The 23517-nt window shown below is 46.9% G+C and carries 36 protein-coding genes and 4 pseudogenes; 26 read left to right on the top strand and 14 right to left on the bottom strand.

Annotated features, from left to right (window positions below):
* Positions 1-61 precede the first annotated feature (61 nt).
* The 6 genes from PSE6802_RS0115270 to PSE6802_RS0115250 all read left to right on the top strand — a co-directional run bounded on the left by PSE6802_RS0115270 (position 62) and on the right by PSE6802_RS0115250 (position 1567).
* Complete coding sequence (locus tag PSE6802_RS0115270) at positions 62-352, top strand: hypothetical protein (RefSeq protein ID WP_156815543.1); 291 nt, start codon at positions 62-64, stop codon at positions 350-352.
* Entirely contained in the window at positions 340-540 is a 201-nt protein-coding gene (locus tag PSE6802_RS0115265) for a hypothetical protein (protein ID WP_019500923.1), read from the top strand. Before PSE6802_RS0115270 ends, PSE6802_RS0115265 begins: the two co-directional genes overlap by 13 nt.
* Entirely contained in the window at positions 521-718 is a 198-nt protein-coding gene (locus PSE6802_RS33505) for a hypothetical protein (RefSeq protein ID WP_156815542.1), read from the top strand. Before PSE6802_RS0115265 ends, PSE6802_RS33505 begins: the two co-directional genes overlap by 20 nt.
* Positions 702-935: a hypothetical protein gene (locus PSE6802_RS0115260; RefSeq protein WP_019500922.1), complete on the top strand. Its 234-nt coding sequence runs from the start codon at positions 702-704 to the stop codon at positions 933-935. Before PSE6802_RS33505 ends, PSE6802_RS0115260 begins: the two co-directional genes overlap by 17 nt.
* Positions 928-1257 carry a regulatory protein GemA gene (locus PSE6802_RS29145; protein ID WP_019500921.1) on the top strand — a complete coding sequence of 110 codons (330 nt, stop codon included), beginning with the start codon at positions 928-930 and terminating at the stop codon, positions 1255-1257. The genes PSE6802_RS0115260 and PSE6802_RS29145 overlap by 8 nt, the downstream gene beginning before the upstream one ends.
* A gap of 112 nt (positions 1258-1369) precedes the next feature.
* A complete protein-coding gene (locus PSE6802_RS0115250; protein ID WP_019500920.1) occupies positions 1370-1567 on the top strand; it encodes a hypothetical protein in 198 nt (65 codons plus the stop codon).
* Between the two features lie 48 nt (positions 1568-1615).
* On the opposite strand, the gene PSE6802_RS29140 is transcribed toward PSE6802_RS0115250, so the two are convergent.
* The 5 genes from PSE6802_RS29140 to PSE6802_RS0115225 form a co-directional block, all read right to left on the bottom strand.
* A complete protein-coding gene (locus PSE6802_RS29140) occupies positions 1616-1864 on the bottom strand; it encodes a hypothetical protein (RefSeq protein ID WP_019500919.1) in 249 nt (82 codons plus the stop codon).
* Positions 1865-2009: 145 nt separating this feature from the next.
* The gene (locus tag PSE6802_RS0115240) at positions 2010-3311 is read right to left on the bottom strand and encodes an NF041680 family putative transposase (RefSeq protein ID WP_019498766.1); all 1302 of its coding nucleotides are present in this window, start codon (positions 3309-3311) and stop codon (positions 2010-2012) included.
* 88 nt (positions 3312-3399) lie between these two features.
* A complete protein-coding gene (locus PSE6802_RS29135) occupies positions 3400-3687 on the bottom strand; it encodes a hypothetical protein (protein ID WP_051050580.1) in 288 nt (95 codons plus the stop codon).
* A 101-nt stretch (positions 3688-3788) separates the two neighbouring features.
* Positions 3789-4157 carry a hypothetical protein gene (locus PSE6802_RS0115230; protein ID WP_019500917.1) on the bottom strand — a complete coding sequence of 123 codons (369 nt, stop codon included), beginning with the start codon at positions 4155-4157 and terminating at the stop codon, positions 3789-3791.
* A gap of 89 nt (positions 4158-4246) precedes the next feature.
* Positions 4247-4453 (bottom strand): helix-turn-helix domain-containing protein, encoded by a 207-nt coding sequence (locus PSE6802_RS0115225; protein WP_019500916.1) that lies wholly within the window; start codon positions 4451-4453, stop codon positions 4247-4249.
* Between the two features lie 252 nt (positions 4454-4705).
* Here PSE6802_RS0115225 and PSE6802_RS0115220 point away from each other — a divergent pair, with 252 nt between their 5' ends.
* The 9 genes and pseudogenes from PSE6802_RS0115220 to PSE6802_RS29130 form a co-directional block, all read left to right on the top strand.
* Positions 4706-4906, top strand: a complete 201-nt coding sequence (locus PSE6802_RS0115220) for a hypothetical protein (protein ID WP_019500915.1) — start codon at positions 4706-4708, stop codon at positions 4904-4906.
* Between the two features lie 65 nt (positions 4907-4971).
* Positions 4972-5172, top strand: coding sequence for a hypothetical protein (locus tag PSE6802_RS0115215; protein ID WP_019500914.1), 201 nt, complete (start codon positions 4972-4974; stop codon positions 5170-5172).
* 61 nt (positions 5173-5233) lie between these two features.
* Complete coding sequence (locus tag PSE6802_RS33500; protein WP_019500913.1) at positions 5234-5380, top strand: hypothetical protein; 147 nt, start codon at positions 5234-5236, stop codon at positions 5378-5380.
* A 7-nt stretch (positions 5381-5387) separates the two neighbouring features.
* A complete protein-coding gene (locus PSE6802_RS0115205) occupies positions 5388-5594 on the top strand; it encodes a hypothetical protein (protein WP_019500912.1) in 207 nt (68 codons plus the stop codon).
* Between the two features lie 2 nt (positions 5595-5596).
* Positions 5597-5851: a hypothetical protein gene (locus PSE6802_RS0115200; RefSeq protein ID WP_019500911.1), complete on the top strand. Its 255-nt coding sequence runs from the start codon at positions 5597-5599 to the stop codon at positions 5849-5851.
* Positions 5852-5854: 3 nt separating this feature from the next.
* Positions 5855-6544: a hypothetical protein gene (locus tag PSE6802_RS35380; protein ID WP_019500910.1), complete on the top strand. Its 690-nt coding sequence runs from the start codon at positions 5855-5857 to the stop codon at positions 6542-6544.
* 66 nt (positions 6545-6610) lie between these two features.
* Positions 6611-7210: a Uma2 family endonuclease gene (locus PSE6802_RS0115190; protein WP_019500909.1), complete on the top strand. Its 600-nt coding sequence runs from the start codon at positions 6611-6613 to the stop codon at positions 7208-7210.
* Between the two features lie 23 nt (positions 7211-7233).
* Positions 7234-7821, top strand: coding sequence for a Uma2 family endonuclease (locus PSE6802_RS0115185; RefSeq protein WP_019500908.1), 588 nt, complete (start codon positions 7234-7236; stop codon positions 7819-7821).
* A gap of 100 nt (positions 7822-7921) precedes the next feature.
* Positions 7922-9193, top strand: a pseudogene (locus PSE6802_RS29130) (DEAD/DEAH box helicase); the annotation flags it as partial.
* Positions 9194-9263: 70 nt separating this feature from the next.
* Here PSE6802_RS29130 and PSE6802_RS29125 read toward each other — a convergent pair.
* A pseudogene (locus PSE6802_RS29125) lies at positions 9264-10025 on the bottom strand (IS5 family transposase); the annotation flags it as partial.
* 108 nt (positions 10026-10133) lie between these two features.
* On the opposite strand from PSE6802_RS29125, the gene PSE6802_RS0115165 reads away from it, so the two are divergent.
* From PSE6802_RS0115165 to PSE6802_RS35850, 4 genes and pseudogenes are all read left to right on the top strand, one after another.
* Positions 10134-11209, top strand: a protein-coding gene (locus PSE6802_RS0115165; RefSeq protein ID WP_156815358.1) for an ISKra4 family transposase whose coding sequence is annotated in 2 segments (ribosomal slippage) — positions 10134-10289 and positions 10292-11209 — 1074 coding nt in all. Because the reading frame shifts where the segments join, the coding sequence is not laid out codon by codon here.
* Positions 11210-11218: 9 nt separating this feature from the next.
* Positions 11219-11632: pseudogene (locus PSE6802_RS0115160) on the top strand (IS256 family transposase); the annotation flags it as partial.
* An 85-nt stretch (positions 11633-11717) separates the two neighbouring features.
* Positions 11718-12825 (top strand): IS3 family transposase gene (locus tag PSE6802_RS32675; RefSeq protein ID WP_156815370.1). Its coding sequence is split into 2 segments (ribosomal slippage): positions 11718-11984 and positions 11986-12825, totalling 1107 coding nucleotides; the frame shifts between segments, so codons are not numbered across the junction.
* 90 nt (positions 12826-12915) lie between these two features.
* Positions 12916-13041 (top strand): annotated as a pseudogene (locus PSE6802_RS35850) (IS256 family transposase); the annotation flags it as partial.
* 2 nt (positions 13042-13043) lie between these two features.
* Here PSE6802_RS35850 and PSE6802_RS29120 read toward each other — a convergent pair.
* The 4 genes from PSE6802_RS29120 to PSE6802_RS0115130 form a co-directional block, all read right to left on the bottom strand.
* Positions 13044-13538: a hypothetical protein gene (locus PSE6802_RS29120; RefSeq protein ID WP_156815540.1), complete on the bottom strand. Its 495-nt coding sequence runs from the start codon at positions 13536-13538 to the stop codon at positions 13044-13046.
* 47 nt (positions 13539-13585) lie between these two features.
* Positions 13586-13852: a hypothetical protein gene (locus PSE6802_RS0115140; RefSeq protein WP_019498094.1), complete on the bottom strand. Its 267-nt coding sequence runs from the start codon at positions 13850-13852 to the stop codon at positions 13586-13588.
* Positions 13853-13936: 84 nt separating this feature from the next.
* A complete protein-coding gene (locus PSE6802_RS0115135) occupies positions 13937-14254 on the bottom strand; it encodes an AlbA family DNA-binding domain-containing protein (RefSeq protein WP_019500903.1) in 318 nt (105 codons plus the stop codon).
* The gene (locus tag PSE6802_RS0115130; protein ID WP_019500902.1) at positions 14251-15399 is read right to left on the bottom strand and encodes a site-specific integrase; all 1149 of its coding nucleotides are present in this window, start codon (positions 15397-15399) and stop codon (positions 14251-14253) included. The genes PSE6802_RS0115135 and PSE6802_RS0115130 overlap by 4 nt, the downstream gene beginning before the upstream one ends.
* A 318-nt stretch (positions 15400-15717) precedes the next feature.
* Between PSE6802_RS0115130 and PSE6802_RS0115125 the strand changes: the two genes are divergently transcribed.
* From PSE6802_RS0115125 to PSE6802_RS0115110, 4 genes are read left to right on the top strand one after another with little or no spacing between them, the layout of a single operon-like run.
* Positions 15718-16791, top strand: a complete 1074-nt coding sequence (locus PSE6802_RS0115125) for a site-specific integrase (RefSeq protein ID WP_019500901.1) — start codon at positions 15718-15720, stop codon at positions 16789-16791.
* A 59-nt stretch (positions 16792-16850) separates the two neighbouring features.
* On the top strand, positions 16851-17315 hold the full coding sequence (locus tag PSE6802_RS0115120; RefSeq protein ID WP_019500900.1) for a LexA family protein: 465 nt from the start codon (positions 16851-16853) through the stop codon (positions 17313-17315).
* Between the two features lie 7 nt (positions 17316-17322).
* Complete coding sequence (locus PSE6802_RS0115115) at positions 17323-17784, top strand: XisH family protein (RefSeq protein WP_019500899.1); 462 nt, start codon at positions 17323-17325, stop codon at positions 17782-17784.
* Positions 17742-18065 (top strand): XisI protein, encoded by a 324-nt coding sequence (locus tag PSE6802_RS0115110; RefSeq protein ID WP_019500898.1) that lies wholly within the window; start codon positions 17742-17744, stop codon positions 18063-18065. The genes PSE6802_RS0115115 and PSE6802_RS0115110 overlap by 43 nt, the downstream gene beginning before the upstream one ends.
* A gap of 33 nt (positions 18066-18098) precedes the next feature.
* Here PSE6802_RS0115110 and PSE6802_RS0115105 read toward each other — a convergent pair whose 3' ends face one another.
* Both PSE6802_RS0115105 and PSE6802_RS29115 read right to left on the bottom strand, forming a co-directional pair.
* Positions 18099-19835, bottom strand: a complete 1737-nt coding sequence (locus PSE6802_RS0115105; RefSeq protein WP_019500897.1) for an AIPR family protein — start codon at positions 19833-19835, stop codon at positions 18099-18101.
* Between the two features lie 10 nt (positions 19836-19845).
* Positions 19846-20325: a PD-(D/E)XK motif protein gene (locus PSE6802_RS29115; protein ID WP_019500896.1), complete on the bottom strand. Its 480-nt coding sequence runs from the start codon at positions 20323-20325 to the stop codon at positions 19846-19848.
* A 56-nt stretch (positions 20326-20381) separates the two neighbouring features.
* On the opposite strand from PSE6802_RS29115, the gene PSE6802_RS0115095 reads away from it, so the two are divergent.
* The 3 genes from PSE6802_RS0115095 (at position 20382) to PSE6802_RS0115085 (ending at position 21451) form a co-directional block, all read left to right on the top strand.
* On the top strand, positions 20382-20582 hold the full coding sequence (locus PSE6802_RS0115095) for a hypothetical protein (RefSeq protein ID WP_026103322.1): 201 nt from the start codon (positions 20382-20384) through the stop codon (positions 20580-20582).
* A gap of 183 nt (positions 20583-20765) precedes the next feature.
* A complete protein-coding gene (locus PSE6802_RS0115090; RefSeq protein WP_019500894.1) occupies positions 20766-21032 on the top strand; it encodes a hypothetical protein in 267 nt (88 codons plus the stop codon).
* Positions 21005-21451 (top strand): HNH endonuclease, encoded by a 447-nt coding sequence (locus PSE6802_RS0115085; protein ID WP_026103321.1) that lies wholly within the window; start codon positions 21005-21007, stop codon positions 21449-21451. Before PSE6802_RS0115090 ends, PSE6802_RS0115085 begins: the two co-directional genes overlap by 28 nt.
* A gap of 69 nt (positions 21452-21520) precedes the next feature.
* Here the strand turns inward: PSE6802_RS0115085 and PSE6802_RS0115080 are convergent, their stop codons facing one another.
* A complete protein-coding gene (locus tag PSE6802_RS0115080) occupies positions 21521-22327 on the bottom strand; it encodes an HNH endonuclease (RefSeq protein ID WP_026103320.1) in 807 nt (268 codons plus the stop codon).
* Positions 22320-23516 carry a DNA cytosine methyltransferase gene (locus tag PSE6802_RS0115075; protein ID WP_156815539.1) on the bottom strand — a complete coding sequence of 399 codons (1197 nt, stop codon included), beginning with the start codon at positions 23514-23516 and terminating at the stop codon, positions 22320-22322. Before PSE6802_RS0115075 ends, PSE6802_RS0115080 begins: the two co-directional genes overlap by 8 nt.
* Between the last annotated feature and the right edge of the window lies 1 nt (position 23517).

Genomic DNA, 23517 nt, shown 5'->3' with positions numbered 1-23517 from the left:
TCCTCGGCTTGAATAACCTTCCAAGTCGTGTCTTGAGACTTTTGATGTGGCGATCGGCAATTTGCCTTTCTCGAAAGCCCTGCCAATCCTGGCGCACTGCCTGACCTTGATTAAGCGTAGCGGGCGCTGCCTGTTTATTTTGCCGCTCGACTTCTTTTCCAGCAAGCAAAGAGCGGAAGTCTTTGGTCTCATGGGAGCTTACATTCATCGGGTCTACCGCATTGTCGGGCGCGTCGCCTACTTGCGCGACGGCGAGGAAGAATCGCATCGCCAGATTTACGATGCAATTTTTGATATCAGGCTTAGCGCTCCGGGCATGCAGAGTGCTGAGGAGTTTATATGGAAGCCGTGAAGACCTGGCGCGATTACCTGTGCGATGTCGCCGCCAGTGCGATCGCCGTCGCCGAGAGTTCTGTAGACCTGGATACGGGCTATTACCTTTCGGAGGCTAAGCCGTTCGAGGGGATGATCGAAGCGATCGCTGCGCTGCAAGAATTTGAAGAAGATAGGGAGGAAAATTGTGGCTCGCAAGCTGACTGAAAACACGACGCACCCGAGGGGTGATAGCAATAATAGTAGCCTGAAGCACGAGCTGGCGGAGCACTACAGGCGACAAGCCTACAATCCGGCTCTCAGCGAAGTTTCGCGCCGATTCGCGCTCAGGAGGCTGGCAGCACTTAATACCGAGGAGGTCGCTCAAGATGAATCGAATTCCTGATTGGTTATTGCACGTCTTGGAAGTAGTCTGTAGCTTCTTGCTGTCTCTGGTTTTGACGATACTGATGATCGTTTTGATAGCGCTTTATGGTGTGAGGGAAGCGGTCGTGACTGCGGCAAATGCAATCCACCGTTTCTTGCAACTGATTGGCGAGACGTTGATAGATGGCTGCATACGCGCTTTTGGCTATGAACAGGAGGGAGAAAACGATGAGTAATGCGCCGCCTAAAGGGGTAACAAACCGACTGAAGGCTCTGGTGCATATCGCCAAAGCCGATCTCGGCCTGAGCGACGAAGCGTACCGCACGATTCTGGTTTCGCTGACTCGCAAGGAATCCACGGCAGACATGAGCCTTTCCGAGCTAAATACAGTGCTCAACTCGTTTCGGGCTAAGGGCTGGATGCCAAAAGTCAAACGCGGCGCTTCTCCGCCCCGCCGGATCGAGAACTCGCGCGAGCAGAAGAAAATCTGGAAGCTGTGGTACTTGCTTCGCGATGCGGGCGCGTGCGACGGGACGCGCAAGGGGCTGAATGCCTAGCTGAAAAAACAGACGGGCGTGGAGTCGATTGACTGGATAGTTACCTACGAAGCGGCTAGAGCAGCGATCGAGGGACTGAAGGCTTGGTGCAAACGAGTAGGAGCGGATGTTCATGAATAATTTGCCAACGGAGAAAGAATTTGCTCACGCGCTGTTTTGCCAGCAGGTGGAGGCAGTGGATCTCGAAAGCGCGAAAAAGCTGCTTAAGGATCTGCACCTGCTCTACCTCGGCCAGCAAGCCTTGTTTGCGCAATTGGCGAAGCGGGATTTTGGTGCGATCGAAAAGGCGATCGGCGACGTGGGTATATAATCTACGGCGTCCTGAAAGGCGGCGATGGGCTGTCAGCGTTTATCCCAGTCACTCTTCTTCACCTTGAGGCAATCCCCAAGGATCGATACCTTGCTGTCTTAGTAAGGACTCCAGGTAATCTCGTTCACGCCTGATGTCATCATCAAGTGCAAATGCTTCACCTAGTTGAGTCAGGATTGCTTCAAGTTGTAGAACACGCTGAGATAATTGCTCGTTAAGCTCTTGCTCAGTACGAATTACCCCAAACGCACTATCAAACCTACGCTCTAAGGATTCGGTGAGCAACGCCCAAACCAAGGCAATTGCCTGTTTGTTTCCCTCCGTGGCTTGACTAAACCAATAAGCGGTGACAACCTCAACTGGAGTTTAGACTAAAAGGCAACAAGAAGCATCTCGCTAGATAGAAACTAGCGAGAGAGAGGATAAAAGGGAAGAAGTTGAGCTAAGCAGTTGCAGCGGAAGCTTTTTTGAGGGGCTTGGCATAGCGTTTTTTGACAGTAGGATAACGAATCCGTTGGGTTCGTTTTTTCCCAAGAGGCCAACCTGGAGACTTACCGCGAGGTTTAGGGTCAGGGGAAGGAGAGCCAATCCTGACCAAAACTAAAGCAAAAGCATTTGCAACTCGACCAGGAGACAATTTAGTCATCGGTTTCTGCCAAGGCAGAGGAGAGTCTTGGACAAGTTCACGAGCGAGCCACAATTGCCAAGTAAGTAAAGGCATCAAGTCCGACCAAGTCTCCATCTGAGCAGGGGTAGAAAGCTGAGGGATTGTCCAATGGAGACGTTGACGCACCAAGCGATACCAATGCTCAATGGCAAATCTGCGCAGATATTTTTGCCATACCTCACTCAAGATTGGCTCGTCTTTAGCGACCCAAATCAACCACAGGGGTTTCGATTCAGGCATATCAAGACGTTCGACCAGAATGAGTGTAAAGGGATGGTCTGCGGCTTGCTTTAAGTGCAGGTTTGGCCATCGACGAATTTGCAATCGTCCCAGTTTAGGCTCTGCAATTGTGATGTCTGCTTGGGGAATAGACCAAGTGTCAGAGTCTTTGAGGCTAAATTTCTCTCCATGCTTATGGGGTCGCCCATGCCCCTCGTAATCCTTTGGGGCATGATACAGAACCCGGTTGGGGCGTAGCCTGAGCAGCTTGATACACGGGATGTCTGCTGTTTGCTGCAAAAATGGTGCGCACCCATACTCGCCATCCCCCAGGAAAAGCACAGTCCCAGGAATTTCCGCACAAACCAAGCGTAACTGACTAGCGGCTTTCTGAATCGGGTTCTCGAAACTGGTGATCCGCTCATGCCGCAACGGTAAGGCAAAACTCCCTTCTGACTCTGGAATCCAGGCAATTGTGCTGTATCCTTGCCCCACCGTAACAGGTTTGCTTCCTACTCCCGGTTGAGGTTGATGTTCGTAGGTGCGTTCTTGTAATGTCACCGCATAGGGACGCGACCAGGCTGTATGGTCGCCCGCCAATATCGTCACCTCTGCTGCCGGCATTTGCTGTATGTATTGCTTCATCAAGTCTTCACGTGGAGGATGACTATCTTGCAGTGCTTCATAGATACTCGACCACTCCCTCCGAAATAATGGGCTTAACGAAAGTTCCACAAACGATGAAACACTCCGACTCGTCAGTACCGCATCCATCAAGTCGAACAGCGCATCTCTCCCGTTCCCTATAATTTCGTACGTGTACTTGCGAAATTGCTCAAGTTTATCCAAACTAATCATGATGAAGCTGTTGATTTTATAGTCTTTTCAGCTTCCATCATCAAGCGGTCAGTCTGCAATGGCTGGCTGCTTTTTACCACTTTTTAGTCTAAACTCCAGCCTCAAGAGGAAGAGCATTAAATCTACTCTGACCTCGTACTTGCCTGACCTCTGATTCTATCTCTACGGTGTCGGGCGTATAACCTTCTCCTAGCAAGGATCTGATCGCTTTTGATTCCAAAAAGCGTCGGGCGTTAATTTCGGGTTTCCCAATACACTTTGCTGCCTGCGTCTGACTCATCCTGTAACTACCATCAGACAGCATGAAGCCATCGACGGTTAAAGAGCCAATCTGCACAGTAGCGCGAGTAGCTTTACTCTCTGGTGTTTGTGACATACATCTTTCTGCCGTCTGATAAAACAAAAGCTTATAGAATCCTACAACCTTCAAGACGAGCAAATCCGACAACGTTGTCGGATTTGGTGGCAGAGCGCTAATCAAGCACGAATTGCTTTAGCTATGTCCTTAAGCTCCTCGTACAGGCTTTTAACTTCCTCGTTAATGAGTGCGACTAAGGCAGAATCGCCATATTCCGCAAGACCTTTGTTGATGATTTCATCGTGTGTAACGTCGTCTTCCATCAATGACGAGCGATACAACACGTGCAGCAGTGCGGCAATGTCCTCTATCTTGCTTAAGCAGTGACACAAGCGAAAAGCAGGACTAGTAAGTTCGTTGGCAACGCGATCGCGTATCTTACACCCCAATGCTTCGCCAGTTTGGACATATGCGTCAAGTTCGGGCTTTAGGTCTTCGGGAACCTTGTGGCTGATTTCGGTTGTTTGGGAGTCAGTGTTTGTGGGCATAATGTAAGTACCTCTTTATAAACGGGGTAGCCGTCATGTAACTTCTTCAGGGCAACACGACGGCTTTTAATTTTTTAGGAGCCAATTGGTCAGCGAGGAACTAGAACTAGCAAGTCTTTAATGTCCACTTCTAGGGCAGTGCAAAGGCGTTCAAGCGTATCAAACTGAATGCCTTTGCTTCTGCTTTGCTCTAGTTTTTGGATATTTTGTGGAGACATTTCTGTTAGTTGAGCTAACTCAAACTGGGACAAACCCTTCTCCTCTCTGACTTCTTTTAGTCTAAGTTTCACAGGCATCACAAGCTCGACACTACCATAATAAGTGATACTACGATTTTTACTACTACATAAAGTAATAAGAATCTCTTATAAAGCTGCCGCAACTCTACCACAAATTGTAATACTACTATTGTTGACTACTACTTATAGTAGTACTATTATTGGTAATAAGTTAAGTAATTAACCCACAACAAAAGCGACCGCCTCTCCGACCAAGAATCAGCGATCGCCTTTGCAAAAAACAAACACCCCAAAAAGGAGCTTTCAACAATGCTAACACGCACGAACCCACACCGCCAACCCTCTACCAAGCAAGGCTACCACTTAGATCGTCCCGTTCCTTTCACCGATAAAACCCCTACCTACGAACTGATGGGTTTTACCAAAAAGCAATGGCAAGCCTTCACCGCCGAGCAACGCTTAGCCCTACGCATCGAATACAACACCCGCGTTCAAGACGGCAACTGGTAAGACCGCAAAGGCAAGGGGGAGCCTCAATCCCCCGCTCTACACATCACATTTCAGGAATCAAAACAATGACAAATCTACTCATCAACGCGCTAGACCGTCAGGCTCTCATTCTTAAGACGCGCATCAACACCCGCATTACGCAGCCAGCTAACGATTACTGGTTTGCTGAAGATGGCGATCGCATTTACTACACGCAGGAACAGCAACAAGACTACGCGCTGTTTGCCGCCTACAACCCCGATCCTGACTACATCGACGATTTCTAGCTTCTTGGGGGAGCGAGCGCTCCCCACCACCGACACATTTACACGACCAACTGACAAACTCATGAAAACCACAAACTACGACCGCGAACTCCTCAACGAGACCGAAGTAGAGCCTGCCGCTGCAAAGAGCGTAGATCGGCTTTTCTGTGCCGCAATCGTGCTTAACGACTGGTTCGGTACCGACTTGTACTTACTTGCTGCTGATTGAGGACGTAATGGAAATCAACGAACTCGACCTCTATAAATGCGCTCTGGCAATGGTCATTAACGACATCGCCGCAGAGCAAGCGCAAGCACAGGATCTAGACACCGACCAGCGCGATGCTTTTTATCAAGAAACGATGGCTAACTACCTCGACATCGCGCACGACTGGCTGCAAGCACCGCATCACGAACTCGTACAACACTTGAACAATTACTAACTATGAGAGTCAAAACTGCTTCTATTACATATGCCCGAAAGTTCAATCTCGGTAACTACGAATCCCTGGAAATGTCTGTCAGTCTCTGGTCTGAAGTAGATGTCGATGAGGATGAATCGGCTGTATGCGAGTACCTGTTTTCGCTGGCAAAGGAGCAACTCAAAGCTAACTTGCCGCCCAAGATGCAAGCTCCAACTATCCAGAAAACCTTCACCAAGTTCGGTCAGGTTGTCGATGAAGCGAGTGTGGAGGTCTAAGCCATGACAAGCGCAACGCTCATTGCGGGTAAGGTTAAATATGCTGCTGGCAAAGCCAAGGACTACGGACACGGCGATCGCATCAATGTAGTAATTACTGCTGGCGGTGAAGAGGTTAAGGTCTGGGGTAAACCCGACGATGCAATTTCCTTGCTTAAGAAGGGTCAGGACGTGCAACTAATTCACGATGGCAAGGGTTACAAGCTGGTTGAGACTGAGGCATCTGTCGAACATCAGCCATCACAACTTTGGACGGATGAACAGAAACGAGCGATCGCGCTCGCTGTTAACCAGAAAGCTGACCTGCTCAAGTACTGTCTTGAGGTTAGCAAAGCTAAATTCGTTGCTGTTTATTCAGACGATGAGCCCCTTGAAACCGATGACCTGTTATTAGTTGAAGCAGCACGCGATCGCTACTATGTCCCCGACCTCAATCAACAAATCGACCTCGACAAACTCCGCGAACAGTCTCTGCTCAAAGAGTTTGAAGAATATCGCCAATCCACCCAAAAGCTCAAAATCTTCCGCCTAGAAGCCATCCGCGCAGGTTTCAAAAAAGCATGGGCTGAGAAGGATTTCCGCAAGATAGTCGATGTTGCTCGCAAACACAGCAGCCTCGAAAAAATCATTCAGGAAGACGAAAAACTCTTGATGTTTTACGATAATGCCTTAACACGCTTAGGAGAAGCTTAATGTGTACCCTAAAGTTTTTGATATAGTGCGTATATGAGCTTTCTGATTCTTATGGAGGTTTAGGTAATGGCGATCGCATCAGATAAGTACAAAAATTTAGAAGCGAGTGAGCCGCTAAACTCAAACACATTATCAATCGAAGAGTTTTTGGCTTTACCAGAAACCCAACCTGCCAGTGAATATATTGATGGTCAAATTTATCAGAAACCTATGCCTCAGTTTCAGCACAGTACCTTTCAGGTAGAAATTGCCACTGCGATTAATCTAGTTGGTAAGCCTCAAAAACTTGCTTTTGCATTTCCTGAGTTACGCTGTAATTTTGGCGATATATCGATTGTGCCTGATATTGCGGTGATGCGTTGGGCGAATATTCCTTTTTTAGAAAATAAACGAATTGCGAATACGGCTCCTATTGCTCCTGATTGGATTATTGAGATTCTTTCGCCAGATCAATCACCTTTGCGGGTAATGAACAAAATCAGTTCGGCTATTACTAATGGTTCTGAGCTTGGTTGGCTAATTTCTCCAGCGCAAGATTTGATTATGGTTTATGAAGGCGATCGCTTACCTGAAAGAATGTCTGGGGCGGATGTTTTGCCTGTTTTGGACGTTTTAAATTGGCGGGTGACAGTGGATGATGTATTTAATTTATTGTGTTTAGAATAGATAGCGATCGCAGGTAAAACAGCATGGTTACTCAACTTACTAAAAAAAACTATACTATTGACGAATATCTAGAGCTAGAAGTTGTTTCGGATATTCGCAGCGAATATCGTAACGGAGAAATTATTCCGATGACTGGTGGAACCCCAAATCATAACGATATTTCTGGGAATATATACATATTATTAAAAGCACTCTTAAAAACAAACTTAAAAATAAAAGAGTATCGTGTCTTTCACGTTGATCAGCGTGTCTGGATTCCAAGTTTAAAAGAATACACATATCCTGACGTGATGGTTGCTCCCAATCCTCTAGAAATGCAACCTGGACGAAAAGACACAATCACTAATCCTTGCTTTATTACAGAGGTGTTATCTAAATCCACCCAAAACTACGATCGCAGTGAAAAGTTTGTCGCCTACCGCACAATTGATAACTTTCAGGAATATTTATTAGTCGATCAATACCGTGTTCATGTGGAACATCATGTCAAAACTGGGGTCAACCAATGGCTCTTCTCAGAATATGACGATCCATCAGTGACGATTACTTTGCGATTTATAGATTTGCCAATCCAAATAGCCGATCTTTACGAAAATATTGACTTTGAGTAGGTGTCTCTTCTGGGTTTGTGGGGTTAAGCAACATTGGAAACTGCGCCTTCAGCAGTGCAGAATTACTCTGTTTAACTTAAAATTCTTGTGATAAGACTTAATGATCAAAATAGCTGATCGCTACTGGAGCATAGAACACCAGCAACTCTGTCAGATCTTTGAAGTTCAACAACTATTTGGACAAACCTATTGTCGTGTCTGGCTGACGCAACAGGATGCGATCGTAAGACTACGCGCCGAGATGCTGCAAAGTTTTGATGATATTGCTGGTTATAGTGGCGATCGCCTGCGTTATCTAGTGGCGGCGGCCAAAGTTGCCGATGCCCTTAGCGAAGATATTCTGCTAGCACCAATGGAAGCCTCGGTGATTCCACTACCGCACCAGATTCAAGCTTTGACTCGTGCTATGTCGAGCGATCGCGTGCGCTATCTGTTGGCGGATGAGGTGGGCTTGGGAAAAACCATCGAAGCTGGCTTAATTTTACGAGAACTCAAACTGCGCGGACTAGCAAAGCGCATTCTGATCGTCGCACCTAAAGGACTTGTCTCCCAATGGGTTAGCGAAATGAAAACCCACTTTAACGAAGACTTTCGGCTGGTACTAAACCCATCATCTCTTACTATCCCACAAGGGGAAGACGGCACAGAGGCAATTAATCCTTGGTCTCTACACGCACAGGTAATTTGTCCGATGGATGCGGTGAAGCCTATCGAAAATCGGAAGGGGCGATCGCTCAAGCAACAGGCAACCTATAACCAAGAACGCTTTGGCGATCTAGTTGCCGCAGGCTGGGATTTGGTGATTGTGGATGAAGCACATCGACTGGGCGGCAGTAGCGATCGCGTAGCAAGATTTCGGCTAGGGCAAGGACTGGCAGAGGCAGCCCCCTATTTACTTTTGCTATCGGCAACGCCACACCAAGGCAAGACTGAAGCCTTTTATCGCTTGATGTCGTTGCTCGATTCCCAAGCATTCCCTACCGTGCCTAGTGTCACTCGCGATCGCGTACAACCTTATGTAATCCGCATACCCAAACGCCGAGCGATCGATGCCCAAGGCAAACCTTTGTTTCAACCGCGCCATACGCAACTGATCGCGATCGCTTGGCAACCGCAACACCGCGATCAAAAGCGGCTCTATGATGCCGTGACCGACTATGCCCGTGAAGGCTATAACCAAGCTCGCAAACAAAAGCAAAGCTATGTCGGCTTTTTGATGATTTTAATGCAACGGCTAGTGACTTCCTCAACGCGAGCCATTCGTACTACTCTCGAACGACGCTTGGAAGTATTGCGCGAACCAGAAGAACAGCTATCACTCTTCCCAAAATTTGCCGCCGATGAGTTTTTTGACCTTGATGGACAGGAACAGTGAGGTGGACCCCAAAAACTGGACAGGGGGTTAAGCTCTGAACCACACAAAATAATAGACCTCTTGCAAATTAGCCAACTGAGGAGCCTTGAGAGCGTTCAAAATTGTAGAGACCAGCAATTAGATTGCAACGCAAACCAAAGCGGTGACGACGATTGCGATAGCGTCCAGATAAGATGCGGAAGATCTTCAAGCGGCGATTAACATGCTCAATGCCAACCCGTTGGCGCGCAAGTTGGCGGTTGAACGCTTTCTGCTCAGGCGCAAGCTGACCACCTTTCGGTTTCTTGTGGGGTAAGCGGCAGTAGAGATGCAGTTTCTGGATGCCTTGATAACCCTTGTCCTGCAAACTCTCGGTTTGAGGATGGAAATGGATGCCAGAAGCTTTGAACAGCTTGAAATCATGCCGTCGCCCCTTGCCGAAAAACGTACAGATAATCTGCCCAGTAAGAGCGTCAATTATGAGTTGACATTTGAGCGTGTGCCCTTTCTGTTTGCCGCTATAAAAGGCACGTTGGTGCCGCTTAGGACGCTCAATGCGAGTTTCAGTCACATCAACGATCGCGACTGTAGGTATCCCAAAGCCCCGCACCAACTGGCGCTTCCCAGGTAGTCGAAAGCGACGTGAGCGGATTAAAGTCTCCTCTACCCAATGCACTATTCGACAAACTGTAGACTCGCTGATGCCCCAACTAGTGGCGATGTGAAAGTAGGTGCGATATTCCCGCCAATACTCGAAGGCAACCAATATGCGGTCTTCTAGTCCGAGTTTAGGCTTGGCTCCAGGTGTTGGCGTTGCTCGCCACTCTGGTTTAAGCACTTTCACAAGGGAGCATCTCAACTTTGCACTGAGTAATAATGCTTAATATAGATGGGTAGCCAAAAGGGGGAAGAAATCAGAAGATAGGAATACGAGAAACCAACCCCAAGGAGAGCAACCATGACTCCAGAGCAGGAAAAAGAAATGCAAGCGCACGTTCAAGCTATTGCCGCCATCCTTTATCAGAATACACCATCGGAACAACTAACCAGCTTGGAAGGGATCGAAATCGCTGTGCGGCAGCAAATCCTCGAACATGTCAGCCCAGAAATAGGGAGTTTTTTATCCGCACAGTTACGGGCACAGAAGCAGGACGCCGCAGGCGAGTGCAAAGCAGCATCGGACAGCTCCACCTCACGCAAAAGCAAGCGCAGAAGCTCAAAGTAGCCCCCTATAGCCAGGTGAGCCCGTATGTGGAAAGATGTAGCCTGATCTTGAGTGCGAATGTATCCTACGAACAAGCCGCCAAAGACTTAGCCATGTTGATGGGAGTGCAAATATCGCGCAGTACACAACAGCGCCTGGTGCATCGCCATGAATTTAGCCCCCTAGAGGTAGAAGAGTCGGTCGAGGAATTAAGTGTCGATGGAGGCAGAATCAGACTGCGCACGCCACTTGGACAGCCAAGTGAGTGGAAGGACTATAAAGCTGTGAACTTGCATGGACAAGCCATATTTGCCACATTTCAAGATAACATTGCCTTAACAGACTGGGTAAATCGACAGCCTTTAGCAGATATGGTTACCTGTATTGGGGATGGACATGATGGGATTTGGAATATTATTGCCCAGATCTCTATACCTGATAGTCGCTATGAAATCTTGGACTGGTTCCATTTGGTGGAAAACCTGCATAAAATTGAGGCTACAGCTCAACTTTTGACTGGGGTCGAAGCTTTTTTGTGGCGGGGTAATGTGACTGCAGCTATTGCTGAGCTCAATCACTTAGCTAGTCCTCAGAGCATCAATTTTATTGCTTATCTGCACAAGCATCGCCATCGTATTCCTGATTATTGGTATTTCCAAACCGAGCAGATTTGCTCTATTGGTTCTGGCGCAGTGGAATCTGCTGTTAAGCAAATCGCTAGACGCATCAAAATCTCTGGCGCTCAATGGAACCGTGATAATGTGCCACAAGTCCTCAAACACCGTTCTGCTTACCTTAATGGCTCTCTTAACCTTGCCTTGCAAAACTGAGATGCTCCCATTCTGATTGCCTGTTGCGATGGCTTAGTGGGATTCCCCCAGGCGATTGAGGCTGTTTTCCCGCAAACCCAGGTGCAACTATGTATTGTGCATCTGATCCGCAACTGTTTGCGTCATGTGCCCTGGAAAGACGCTAAAGCTGTTGTGGCTGACCTCAAGCCCATTTATCATGCTGCCACTTTGGCAGAAGCCGAAGCTGCGCTTGAGGCTTTTGCCGCCAAGTGGGATCGCCTATACCCCGCGATTAGCCAAATCTGGCTGCGCCATTGGCAGAACATTATCCCCATCTTTGACTATCCCATGGACATCCGCAAAGTCATCTACACTACCAATGCCATTGAATCCCTCAATCGCTCCCTGCGCAAGGTGATTAAAACCAAGGCTGTCTTCCCCGATGAGGAATCTGTCTTCAAGTATAATGCTCCCTAGAAATCGGACAGGAGGTTAAGATAGAAAAGCTGCCAACCATCACCACAATAGTATGGAGAAATTATAAACAATGCAGCGAAAAAAACACAGTGCGGAATTCAAGGCCAAAATCGCACTAGAAGCAGCCAAAGGATTGAAAACAATCAACGAAATAGCTAGTGAGGCAGAAGTACACCCTACACAAGTCACACTATGGAAGAAGCAACTGCTAGAGGAAATACCAACCCTTTTTGCCAGTAATCGAGGCCAGAAGCAAAAAACACAAGAGGATCTGACTGCAGCGCTCTACCAGCAAATAGGTCAGCTCAAAGTGGAACTGGACTGGGTGAAAAAAAAATCTGGCATTGTCAGTAGCTGAGAGAAAAAAATTGGTTGAACCGGCGCATCTGTCAATTTCTGTCAGCAGGCAGTGCGAACTATTGGGACTGGCAAGGTCTAGTTTCTACTACGAACCCAAACCAGAAACCGAGCATAACCTGAGACTAATGCGGATGCTAGACCGACAGTTCACTGCAACGCCCTTCTACGGTGTGCGAAGAATGACTGCCTGGTTGGCGACCCAAGGTGAAGTTGTCAACCCTAAACGGGTGAGAAGGTTGATGCGAATGATGGGTCTAGAGGCCATCTATCCCAAACCAAACCTCAGTATAGCCAAAGACAATGTGAGAAAGTATCCCTATCTTTTAAAGGAGGAGGAGATTACGACTCCCAACCAAGTCTGGAGTACAGATATCACCTACATTCCACTGCCCCAAGGATACATCTATTTGGTAGCAGTCATCGACTGGTATAGCAGGTATGTACTGTCTTGGGAAATATCCAACACGATGGACATCACCTTTTGCCTGAGCGCCTTGGAGAAGGCTTTGACTCAGAACACACCCAAGATATTCAACTCCGATCAAGGCAGTCAGTTTACCAGTGTGGCGTTCACTAGCAGATTAGAGGAAAAGGGGATAGCGGTTAGCCAAGATGGCAGAGGAAGAGCGTTAGACAACATATTTGTAGAGAGACTATGGCGATCGGTGAAGTACGAGGAGGTATACCCAAAAGCTTATACATCGGTTAAAGAAGCGATGCAGGAATTGGAGAAATATTTCCACTTCTACAACAATGAAAGACTGCATCAGTCTCTGGGCTATCAGCCCCCGTCTACAGTTCATTTTAAACAACCCTGATAGGGAGGTAAATATGTAGTTATTTTGCTTACCCTTTATCTGCGCGACTTCCTATCTTAATTTTTGTAGTTTTTTGTCTTGACAATGGGGAGCACTTTAAAGCTCATGTTCTTGGCCATGCATAACATTGCCAAGCGTTGGACTCGCCCCCTTAAAGATTGGAAGGCAGCGTTGTCATATTTTGCTATCCTATTCCCAGGACGTTTAAATTACTGACCTTATTTCTCGCTTACACAAAAATCTGAGCACTCTCCTTCGACCCCAGTCAAAAGTTGAGCTGTAGCCTCAATTTTATGCAGGTTTTCCACCAAATGGAACCAGTCCAAGATTTCATAGCGACTATCAGGTATAGAGATCTGGGCAATAATATTCCAAATCCCATCATGTCCATCCCCAATACAGGTAACCATATCTGCTAAAGGCTGTCGATTTACCCAGTCTGTTAAGGCAATGTTATCTTGAAATGTGGCAAATATGGCTTGTCCATGCAAGTTCACAGCTTTATAGTCCTTCCACTCACTTGGCTGTCCAAGTGGCGTGCGCAGTCTGATTCTGCCTCCATCGACACTTAATTCCTCGACCGACTCTTCTACCTCTAGGGGGCTAAATTCATGGCGATGCACCAGGCGCTGTTGTGTACTGCGCGATATTTGCACTCCCATCAACATGGCTAAGTCTTTGGCGGCTTGTTCGTAGGATACATTCGCACTCAAGATCAGGCTACATCTTTCCACATACGGGCTCACCTGGCTATAGGGGGCTACTTTGAGCTTCTGCGCTTGCTTTTGCGTGAGGTGGAGCTGTCCGATGCTGCTTTGCACTCGCCTGCGGCGTCCTGCTTCTGTGCCCGTAACTGTGCGGATAAAAAACTCCCTATTTCTGGGCTGACATGTTCGAGGATTTGCTGCCGCACAGCGATTTCGATCCCTTCCAAGCTGGTTAGTTGTTCCGATGGTGTATTCTGATAAAGGATGGCGGCAATAGCTTGAACGTGCGCTTGCATTTCTTTTTCCTGCTCTGGAGTCATGGTTGCTCTCCTTGGGGTTGGTTTCTCGTATTCCTATCTTCTGATTTCTTCCCCCTTTTGGCTACCCATCTATATTAAGCATTATTACTCAGTGCAAAGTTGAGATGCTCCCACCACCACTGCCATACCACTACTCAGAGCAATAGTCTCGATATCTGGAAACGCTGGCGGTTCTATTTTCAGGCGAATGTGGTTGACAATATCCTCAATCGTGCGGGTAGAAACTTGCTGCCCTTGAATAGTGCCGTTATCATGCACGCCAAAAAGCACAAAGCCCCCCAAACCGTTTAACATGGCACAGGCTGTCTGGCAGCCTTCCTTCATCTCTCCAGTTGTGCGCTTAAACTCCAGAGTCTCAGATTCCCTTCTCGCCACCAGGCTTTGTAATTCTTGTAAATTCATGAGTCGATGATTTCCATAGCTGGCTGGATCTTCTGATATGCCTTGATAATCTCCTCATTCTCCAGCCACTGCTGGTAAGTATCGAGATGCACCTTGGGCGAATGTCCTGCCATCTTTGCCATTACAGGAATCGGCAGGCCGAGCCGCACCGTACCGCGCACGCACCACGCATGGCGCAGGTCATACGGCTGAAACGGGATTTTGTAAGCTTGAAACCGATGGCAAGCGCGATCGCCAAAACTTTGCACGTTTGGTAAGGCTTGGGGGATCTCAAGACTGAATTCTTTCACCCACTCGGGCGGCAATGGGTAAATTTGTCGATCTGCTCTTTTTCCCTTAGTCGTGTTCGCAGCTTTGATTACCTTTAGCGTGGGTAACTCATCAAAACAAAGAAAGCCAAGTTCGTTGGGACGTATGCCATATGCTGCCAACAGAGTATAGGCATAACGCCACTCTGGATTTACGATCTCGTGGTAGTAATGCAAAATTTCCTCGTCGCTGGGAATGTCGCGAGGTTGTACCTTGGTTGACGAGTAGTTACCCGAATAGGGCTTCAGATCTACCTGCACGCCTGCAAACTTAGCAAGAGCATTGAGGGCGATGCAGTACCGTTTGCGATGGCGCGTGTTCGGCTCTGTACCGCGAACCATCTCCAGGATGACTGCTTCGGTCAATGGTCGCTCCTGTGGCAAGTGGTTGTAGACCGCTTCGTAGTCCTTTTTCCACGTAATGGGGCTGCGCTTTTCCCGCACGAAAAACTCAGCCTTTAAAGTTTCAACCAGTTGAGAGCAAGGAGGCTGTTTGTTAGGTGTTTCTTCAGTCCCTACGATATCGGCTACCTTCGACCAGTCAAATTTGTCTTGGGCTAGTAATGCTCCAACCTCTTTGGCTTTTGCTTCGGCAAATCTGATGCCATCGAAATTGGCGTAGATACCCAGAGGGATGCGCTGTTGATACCAATTAGTATGCTGACTATTTGGCTTAGGGGGTAAAGTAGCAACCAGGGACAATCGAGCGCCACGTTGAGCGATCGCTATGCCACACTTACCCAACTTGAGCCGTGTATTGGCTTCTGTCAGGGATGCCTTCAGCTTAGTCTCAGTTTTCGATGTACTGTTCATGGCTTGCCTAATTAAGCCAGTCATTTTCGATGGCTTACTGGCTTAATTATGGCTTAAATTTAAGCCAGTGGCTTAACCAAAATGTGCGAATTGTTGTCATAAGTAGCAGTTTTCACAACAGATGCCTACGAAGAAACAAGCTCTGGAAGCCATATCTGATGCGAAAACTGCGTTTTTTCTTAATAGCAGCACCCAGACTTGAACTGGGGACCTACGGATTATGAGACAGAAGCATATTTAACGTAGTTTCGACATTACAAGGCTTGTAAGCCCTTTCCTACATGACACATCCTGCCATAAAATGACATAGTATGACGTTATTTTAGGATGCAATTTAGTCCCATGTCGGAGAAGCTTGTAGACCGTGCTAATAACCGTCTCAAATCTGGGAAAGTGGGTTTGATCTTAGAAATTAAACGCGATCGCTTGTGCTTGAGAGGAACGTTACCGCCGAAGGAGGATAGCAAGAATCAGTTTCCCCATCAGCAAAGGATCTACCTCAGCTACCCTGTCAGCGAAGCGGGAATCAAGCAAGCTGAGAAGGATGCGATCGCGATTCGTGGCAGTTTGATTAGCAAGACTTTCAATTGGTCGCAATGGCTCAAAATCCGCGAATATACTGCGCCAGAAACAACGGCAGACTGGGTGCAACGGTTTGAGCAGGACTATTTCGCGAAACGGCAACGCACTGCAAAGAGTGAGAGTACGTGGCGCAATGATTACCTTGCGGTCTACAAGCAACTGCCACAGGACTATCCACTGACGACAGATAGGATTATGCAGGTGGTGCTTAGTTCTCAACCCGATACGCGCAGCCGTCGCCGTGCGTGTATGGCATTATCGGCTCTGGCTAAGTTTTCGGGCATTGAACTTGACTTGACTAGCTATACGGGCAACTACTCGCCGTCGAAAGTAAGCGCGCGCGATCTGCCAAGCGATGACCTGATCCTGGAAGTGCGCGATCGCATTACTAATCCCAAATGGCAAAACGCTTACACGTTGATGGCTGCCTATGGTTTGCGCCCCCACGAAATTTTCTATTTAGATGTGTCGAACTTTCCAGAGATACTCGTGACCGAAGGCAAAACAGGCAGTCGTAAAGTATTGCCAATTCCTCAAGAATGGGCAGAATTTATCGATATCGACACGCTTGAGCTACCTAACTGCGTGGCTAAAGCGAACAAAGAATTAGGCGATCGCGTCTGCAAGGCATTCCGTCGATACAAACTGCCATTTCCTCCGTACAATCTGCGACATGCGTATGCGGTTCGCGGAACCGTCGTCTTTAGTATGCCTGTCCCTGTAATGGCAAAAATGCTCGGACACTCCCCTAACGTTCACATGCAAACCTATCAACAGTGGATTAGTGAGGCGCAAATTTCGGAGGCTTATGCTAAAGCAATTATTAAGAATTAGTGACATAAATGCCTCGCAATCTAGCCAATTGATTGATTCTTATTGAGATTTGTGGTTCGATGAATAGTGTACTCATTTCAGAAAGTGAGGTTTATATGCGAGTTAAGGCTATTCTTAAGCTCGATCCTTTGAGTAAGGCTCGATTACCAATGTTTACGTGCCCCATCTCGGCGGGACATCCCGTGCATACTGAGGATTATCGCGATAATGATTTCGATGCTTGCTTGTTGACCAGGCATCCCGATGAGACCTTTATCTTGCCAGTGGAAGGCGATTCGATGATCGATGCTCATATCCTTTCTGGGGATTGGTTGGTTGTGGATCGGGCGATCGAGCCATCGGATGGTAGTATCGTCATTGCTTCCATCGATGATGAGTTGACTGTCAAGCGACTCAGGAAGCGCAACGGTCGGATTACGCTCGAACCTGAAAACGATGACTATAGACCCTTACATATTGCTAAGCACATGGAACTTACAATTTGGGGTGTGGTCGTCAAGGTAATTCACGATGTAGAAATATAGAGGTAAAGTGCCAGTTAGAGACTCGATTCATGGGGTTGTCAAGGAAGCGATCTCGAAAGATGGTTGGGAGGTCACCGACGATCCCTACGTGATCTCCTATGGCGAGCGTTTTTTGTTCGTCGATCTTGGTGCTTTTGCCACCACTCGCACGGGTTTTATTGGTGCTAGAAAAGGGGACACGCGCATTGCGATCGAAATTAAAGAGTTTCGCGGTCAGTCCCAGATTGCCGATCTAGAGCAAGCAATCGGGCAATACACCCTGTATCGCCTGTTGCTCAATCAGGTCGATCCAGAACGCGATCTATACCTGGCTGTTTCAGAAGCAACTTACAGTGACATTTTCAGCGAACCGATTGGCACACTTGTAATCGCCGAACTGCCGCTCAAGCTTGTTGTTGTAGACTTAAAGAAAAAGGAGGTAAGCCAATGGGTACCATCGAGACCTATCAAGCGATCGTCAAGCAGGTAATTTCGCGTTACGCCCAACTGCGTCCTTCTCACGGAGACATTCGTTTAGAGACCGTATTCGATGACATGCAAAACCGCTTTGCGCTCATGCAAGTTGGCTGGGATAAGGGGCGGCGCGTGCGCGGTAACCTGATCTACGTGACTCTCCAGGACGAGAAAGTTTATATCGAATACGATGGTATGGAACGCGGTATTACCCAGGATTTAGTTGCCCACGGCATTCCCGAACAAGATATCATTCTGGCTTTTCTGCCAGACGTTCAATTTGTCGCAGTTGCTTAAATGACAAAAGTCTGTTTACTCTGATTTCTGATTCTAAAGCGTCGAGTGCAAATCGATATCGAGAATCTGAACTTGTTTCCAGCAAGTTTCTTGCTTACACCATTCTGTAATGTTCTTACCATCTGGAGCGCTCAAGATCGACTGGTGAACTTGTTTCGATACAATTACGATCGCTTCACCAAGGTCTGGTGGGATTGCTTGCTGTTTCCAGATTGCATCGAGATCTATGCGCTGCTCAGCACAATAGCTCAGGTAAGCGAGCGTGTAGGTGACAATATTGGCACGATAGCCACCAAAATTCTGCGCCTGAACGATTTTTTCAGTACCCTTGAACAGGATCGCCCTAGCGATCAGATGCTTAAAGTAGGTTTCATCTGCTTGTATATTTTTTTTCTCTGCCAGGCGAGCCGTAAATTCGGCAAAGTTCTTTTGTGCTCCCTTGCTGACTATATGGGGAATTTGCTCAAATGTATGTTGGAATTTTGCTAGATCGGTCTTTGTAAACATCTGAGACTTTGGGTAGGTTTCCTCAAAGACTTTCTTCTTTGCTGCAGTAGTTTCCCTTCCCTTTTCTTCCAGGTACTGTCCTCGCGCTCGTTCGTAAAACCAGCGTGTTTGCCGTTGAGTACCATCGAAGGCAGGTGCCCAGATTGTACGAGAGAGTTCTTCAACCTGGATATGAAATGGTTCGTTTGCGGAAAAGTCAGCCTCACTAACTTTGTTTTGACTGTTGGCGTAACGAGAGATAAGCGGCACAATTTCGTCAATGCGATCGCTCGATACGATAGTTAGCTTCGCCTGGACGTAGACCCGTGACAGATCGGCTTTATCCTTGCGAACTGCCTGGTAAATTGATGCTGTTGTCTGACCGCCATTGACAATTTGAAGATCCCTTACTTTCTCAATACCACGCCCTTCGCTTGTGAATTTGACGGACTCAGCAGTTGCGGAGATGCCGTTGTTGTATGCCAGAAAACGCTGCGGTTCCTTGAGTATAGTCTGCCGAATTCCCTTGTTGACTTTGCCCCGTGCCTGGAGAAAAGAACGGACATTGCGCTCTAGCAGGCGAGACCCATATTCAGCATATAGTTTATAGAGAATTTCTCCTGGGATAATTAACATGCAGGCATTGTAGTCAGCGTTTGATTCTGGAATAGGCAGACAGGGAATAGTACAGCCAAACTGGGTTGTGAAGTCTATTTCGATCGCATCGCGTTTCCGTCCCGAACTGATGCTGCGATAGATTCTGCGTAAGTCCCAGATATTGACAGAGTAGAATTTGTCATGAATGGTCGTACTTTGTCGGGTCTGTATTGTGGTCAGTCCATCGGTAAAAAGAAACAGACGAATATTGGTCAGTTCTTTGCACTTGTAGATTGATTGTGCTAGATCGAACGCGGGAGAAGCTTCCTCAAGAGATTTATACAGACCTTTGCGGCACTGTTCCAGGAAACCTTTTAGCCGTTTCAGAGCAGTTTCGATGTCTGCTTTAGGAACGGTTGCAGGTGGAATGTGCTGAGTAAAAATCGATACAAATAGATCGAGCCTCCCTTCGTTTTCCTGAAGATTGTAGCCATTGACCTTCATACCGCGAGCCTGGTAGAAACAAACCTCGCCATCCTCCAACTCACCTGCTTCACAGAGATATTCGATCGCAATGCGCGTGAACTCATTTTCACGAAACTCACGCTCTTCTCCAGCATCCGATCTAGCAATAACCTCTTGCCTCAAATCTTCCGCAAACTGCTCTAGTCCGATATCTTCATTCATAGTTTTACCTTTACTCTTGACTATTGAGAATTTTCAGTGCTTCAGATTCTGCGATCGCAAAGGGTCGGCAGGCATTGAGTGAAATTGCATAACGCACATGTGAAATACCTGTGACTAGATCGCTCGGTACAAGACGCGGGAAACCGCTTGCTACTCGAAAATAGCTACTACTTAGATGCCTGTAGCCTGTAGATGCATAGAGAGGAGCGTGAATATCTAGATAACCTGCATGAAAAAGCGAACGTTCAAAAGCCATTTTTGCCGCAGTAAAATCTTGAAGTAGCGATCGCAGGCTTTCGACAAGACTGGGTAACGTTTCATCCTCGTTAGAGTGAATGTCAAATGCCAAATGTAGCAGCAGTAGTGTCTCAATACCACTGTCATCAAGCTGCTGTTCGTTGGAAATAGTTAGACGTTCGGGTTGTTGGGTGACGGTAGTTTTTACTTCAATAGCACAATGAGGAAAGTGAAAATCTTGAGCTTTACCCAATGATGTACTTTTGTTTATAGGGACACCCTGCTTGATATGTAAGAATGAATGTAAAAATGCAGTCTGAACAAGAAATTATGCGAAAGGCAATGAATATCCTATGGCAAACTATGGAACCATCTCAATTGGTTGAGCCAATCTCTCTATGGTTCTCGGATGATGGTGACTACCTTAAAACACGCGATCGCATGTTTGCGGGTGAAACAGTTGCCAGCCTTGCCAAAAAAATTCGTGCAATGCAGGAGCAAAAGAGTTAGAGGATATACATCGGCTGCCAGGTTAATCTACACGCTCAGTTGTGCAACTTTCCTGTCCCCAATATGGCGATCGCTTGCAAGGATAAGCACAGCAATCTATCAGCCCCGCATTAAGTCATAATGGTTTAGGGGACGATCAGTAAACGAAAGCTTCATAGAGCCTTAATTGAAAGGAGAGAGTCTATGCTGACACAAACAATGGTTCAACCTTCTTCCCTTTTGCCTTCGGGATTGAGGCTGGAACCTTTTGGAGATTTTTATCTATTTAAGTTTACAGAAGAGTTACAACTGCGTCTGGAGCAACTTTTAGAACAAAACAAAAATGATATGCTTGCCGAAGAGCAAAAGGCGGAATTAGAAGGGATTGGAGAGTTAGAACGTATTTTTACACTCATTAACGCGCAGATTGCTGCAAATGCTAAATGGTGTCCCAGCAAACTCGAAAACTAATCCGAAAACGTGCCAGGTATCTTTGTGAATATTGCCATTCACCTGAATATTTGAGTCCAGATGGCTTTACCGTAGATCACATCATGCCGCGATCGCTTGGTGGCTCAGATGAATCTGAAAACTTATGTCTCTGCTGCTCTCGCTGTAACAGCAGACACTACAATTTCACTACAGGCAAAGATCCGCAAACGGGTTCTGAAGTAAAGCTTTTTAATCCTCGCACGCAAAAGTGGCCAGAGCACTTTATCTGGTCAGTTGATGGGCAGCGCATCGTTGGCAAAACTGCAGTTGGACGTGCAACCTGCGATCGCTTGGATCTAAACGATGATCGCCACAATGATGGTTTTATCCTCAAAGCGCGACAATTCTGGATTCTCGGTGGTTGGCATCCACCCGCAGACGATCCGCGAGAAAATTGATGTGGGAAAAATCAGTCATGTTCGAGCGAAACTCAGCACACAAATTTTCTGTTATTAGAATCTATCAACTTATCCAAGAAAAATTTCATCCCTGTGACGCTTCAGAAACTCCAAATCAGGTTGGAATTTTTCAGGTAAGAGTAACTGCTGTCCACAATATGCAACAAAGTTTTGCTCTAGACTTGGTTCTGGTAAAAAGTTCTGGAGGTAGCTGCTGAGAATTAGTCGATAGTTTTCGTCAACTGCGATCAGCCCTCTGTCGAAAGCGGCATCTTGAGTTTTGCTGAGACATAAACCATTGTGAGGATTAAGTCGATGTTCAGGGTACTTGCTCCAGGGCAGTATATGGCTGGCAGTCAGTAATTCGGGTACTGGATTTCCTGTAATGCAGCAACGACCATTATAGTTTGCCAACACAGTTTGCCGAAAAAAATCTTGTCCAACACGCACCTTCATAGTTGCTTCAGTTTCAGTTGATCCAGTTGGCTGTTTCCCAACTACTTTCTGTGGTTTTGCTGTTTTGTGTTCGCTAGAAGTAGGGAAGGAGATTCCGAGTATTGTATCCTCAAACAGGGCTTGAAAAAGCTTCTCACTTTCAGCTCCAAGTTCTTCCCAGTTTTCGTTAAACTCTTGCCAAATTTCTCTGTCCGCTTGACTTGCCCCCTGAAGTCCCTTGATGCCACGTTCCTGAAGAGTAGGATCGAGAGAGGCAAAGTTGGAGAGCTTCATTGCTAAACTACTGGGAGTCCTTCCTAACTTTTTGGCAATTTCGATAATGATAGGTGTTCTATGGTCAAGCTGACCAAAAGGAAGCTTGCAATATAAATTCATCGCAATAATTAGCTCATTCTTCGACCATCGCCTTCCTTTAGCCATCTCTCAACCTTTTAAAATCTAAGAGTGATTTTCTTTGTATGTAGAATGAAGTGGAGTTACCGATTAACTCAAACATAAACGTCATGGGGGCATCGAATACAAAGCGATCGGGGAAGCTGTGCAATCTTGCCGCCTCTCGCACAGAAATACTCCTGGCCTGGGTTGGGTGGATGTATGCCAGCCCATCCTTTCTCATGTGGGCAGTCAGCGTCCAGGATGGTTCATCCCAGTGCAGTCGTTTGTATTTGTCTTCAAAGATATCGTTGCGATAGCGCCTCATTTCTTCAGGCAAATCTCTGTATTGTTCGCCTTGATCCATCCAACCGAAGATTTCTAAATCGACTTCATTGTGAGCGCGACAGATATGATTCAGAACTCCTTGCCCATCATTAATGCCTTGCCTCATATTGCGTTGGTAACGACTCTGCGGTTCGCAGAGATAAGGCTGCTCGTTTTCAGTGTCCCATTGTCTAGGACCACTGTTTTTCTTTTTGAGCGGGATAACTGCTGGTTCTAGCTCTGGCAAATCCCCAATCGCCTGCCCAACTGAAACGTATTGCTTGACTTTTCTAGTTGGAAAAACAAACTCAAGATCCAGATCTTTGCGCCTGCCAACCACAAATAATCGCTTCCTTAATTGGGGTACACCATAATCAGCCGACAAAAGAACCCTATAGTCGATGTCATAGCCAGGATAACTACGCCTTTGCCCCCGTTGTCCCCGCTCAAGATCCTCCCGTATTTGCTCAAAGATCGCTTTGTTTGCAAGAGTATTTACATTCTCCATGACAAAGAAACGTGGTCTGTAATAGTGTAGGAAATCAACAAAGCGCTTGTAGAGAAAATTTCTAGGATCGTCCTCAGGATTTCTGCCAAGGTGTTTCATTTTACCAATTCCAACTACAGAGAATACCTGGCAGGGTGGTGCCCCAATCAAGATATCTATACTTCCCTCAGGCAGGAGCATTGAGGGTTTAATTCTGGTAATATCCGATGCAGGAAGTTTTACGATGCTATCAGGAAAATTACGGTGGTGAGTTCTTATAGCATGAGGATTGATGTCAATTCCCCCCAGTATTTGACAACCAGCATTTTGAAAGCCCAAACTCATCCCCCCCGCTCCACAAAACAGATCGAGGACAGTGGGCTTGTAAGTTTTACTTCTGGTTTGCAACGGCGATCTTTGCATG

The sequence above is a fragment of the Pseudanabaena sp. PCC 6802 genome (assembly GCF_000332175.1).
Lineage (GTDB): Bacteria > Cyanobacteriota > Cyanobacteriia > Pseudanabaenales > Pseudanabaenaceae > PCC-6802.
The sequence above is the reverse complement of the archived record's forward strand: the minus strand, read 5'-3'. Positions and strand labels throughout refer to the sequence as shown.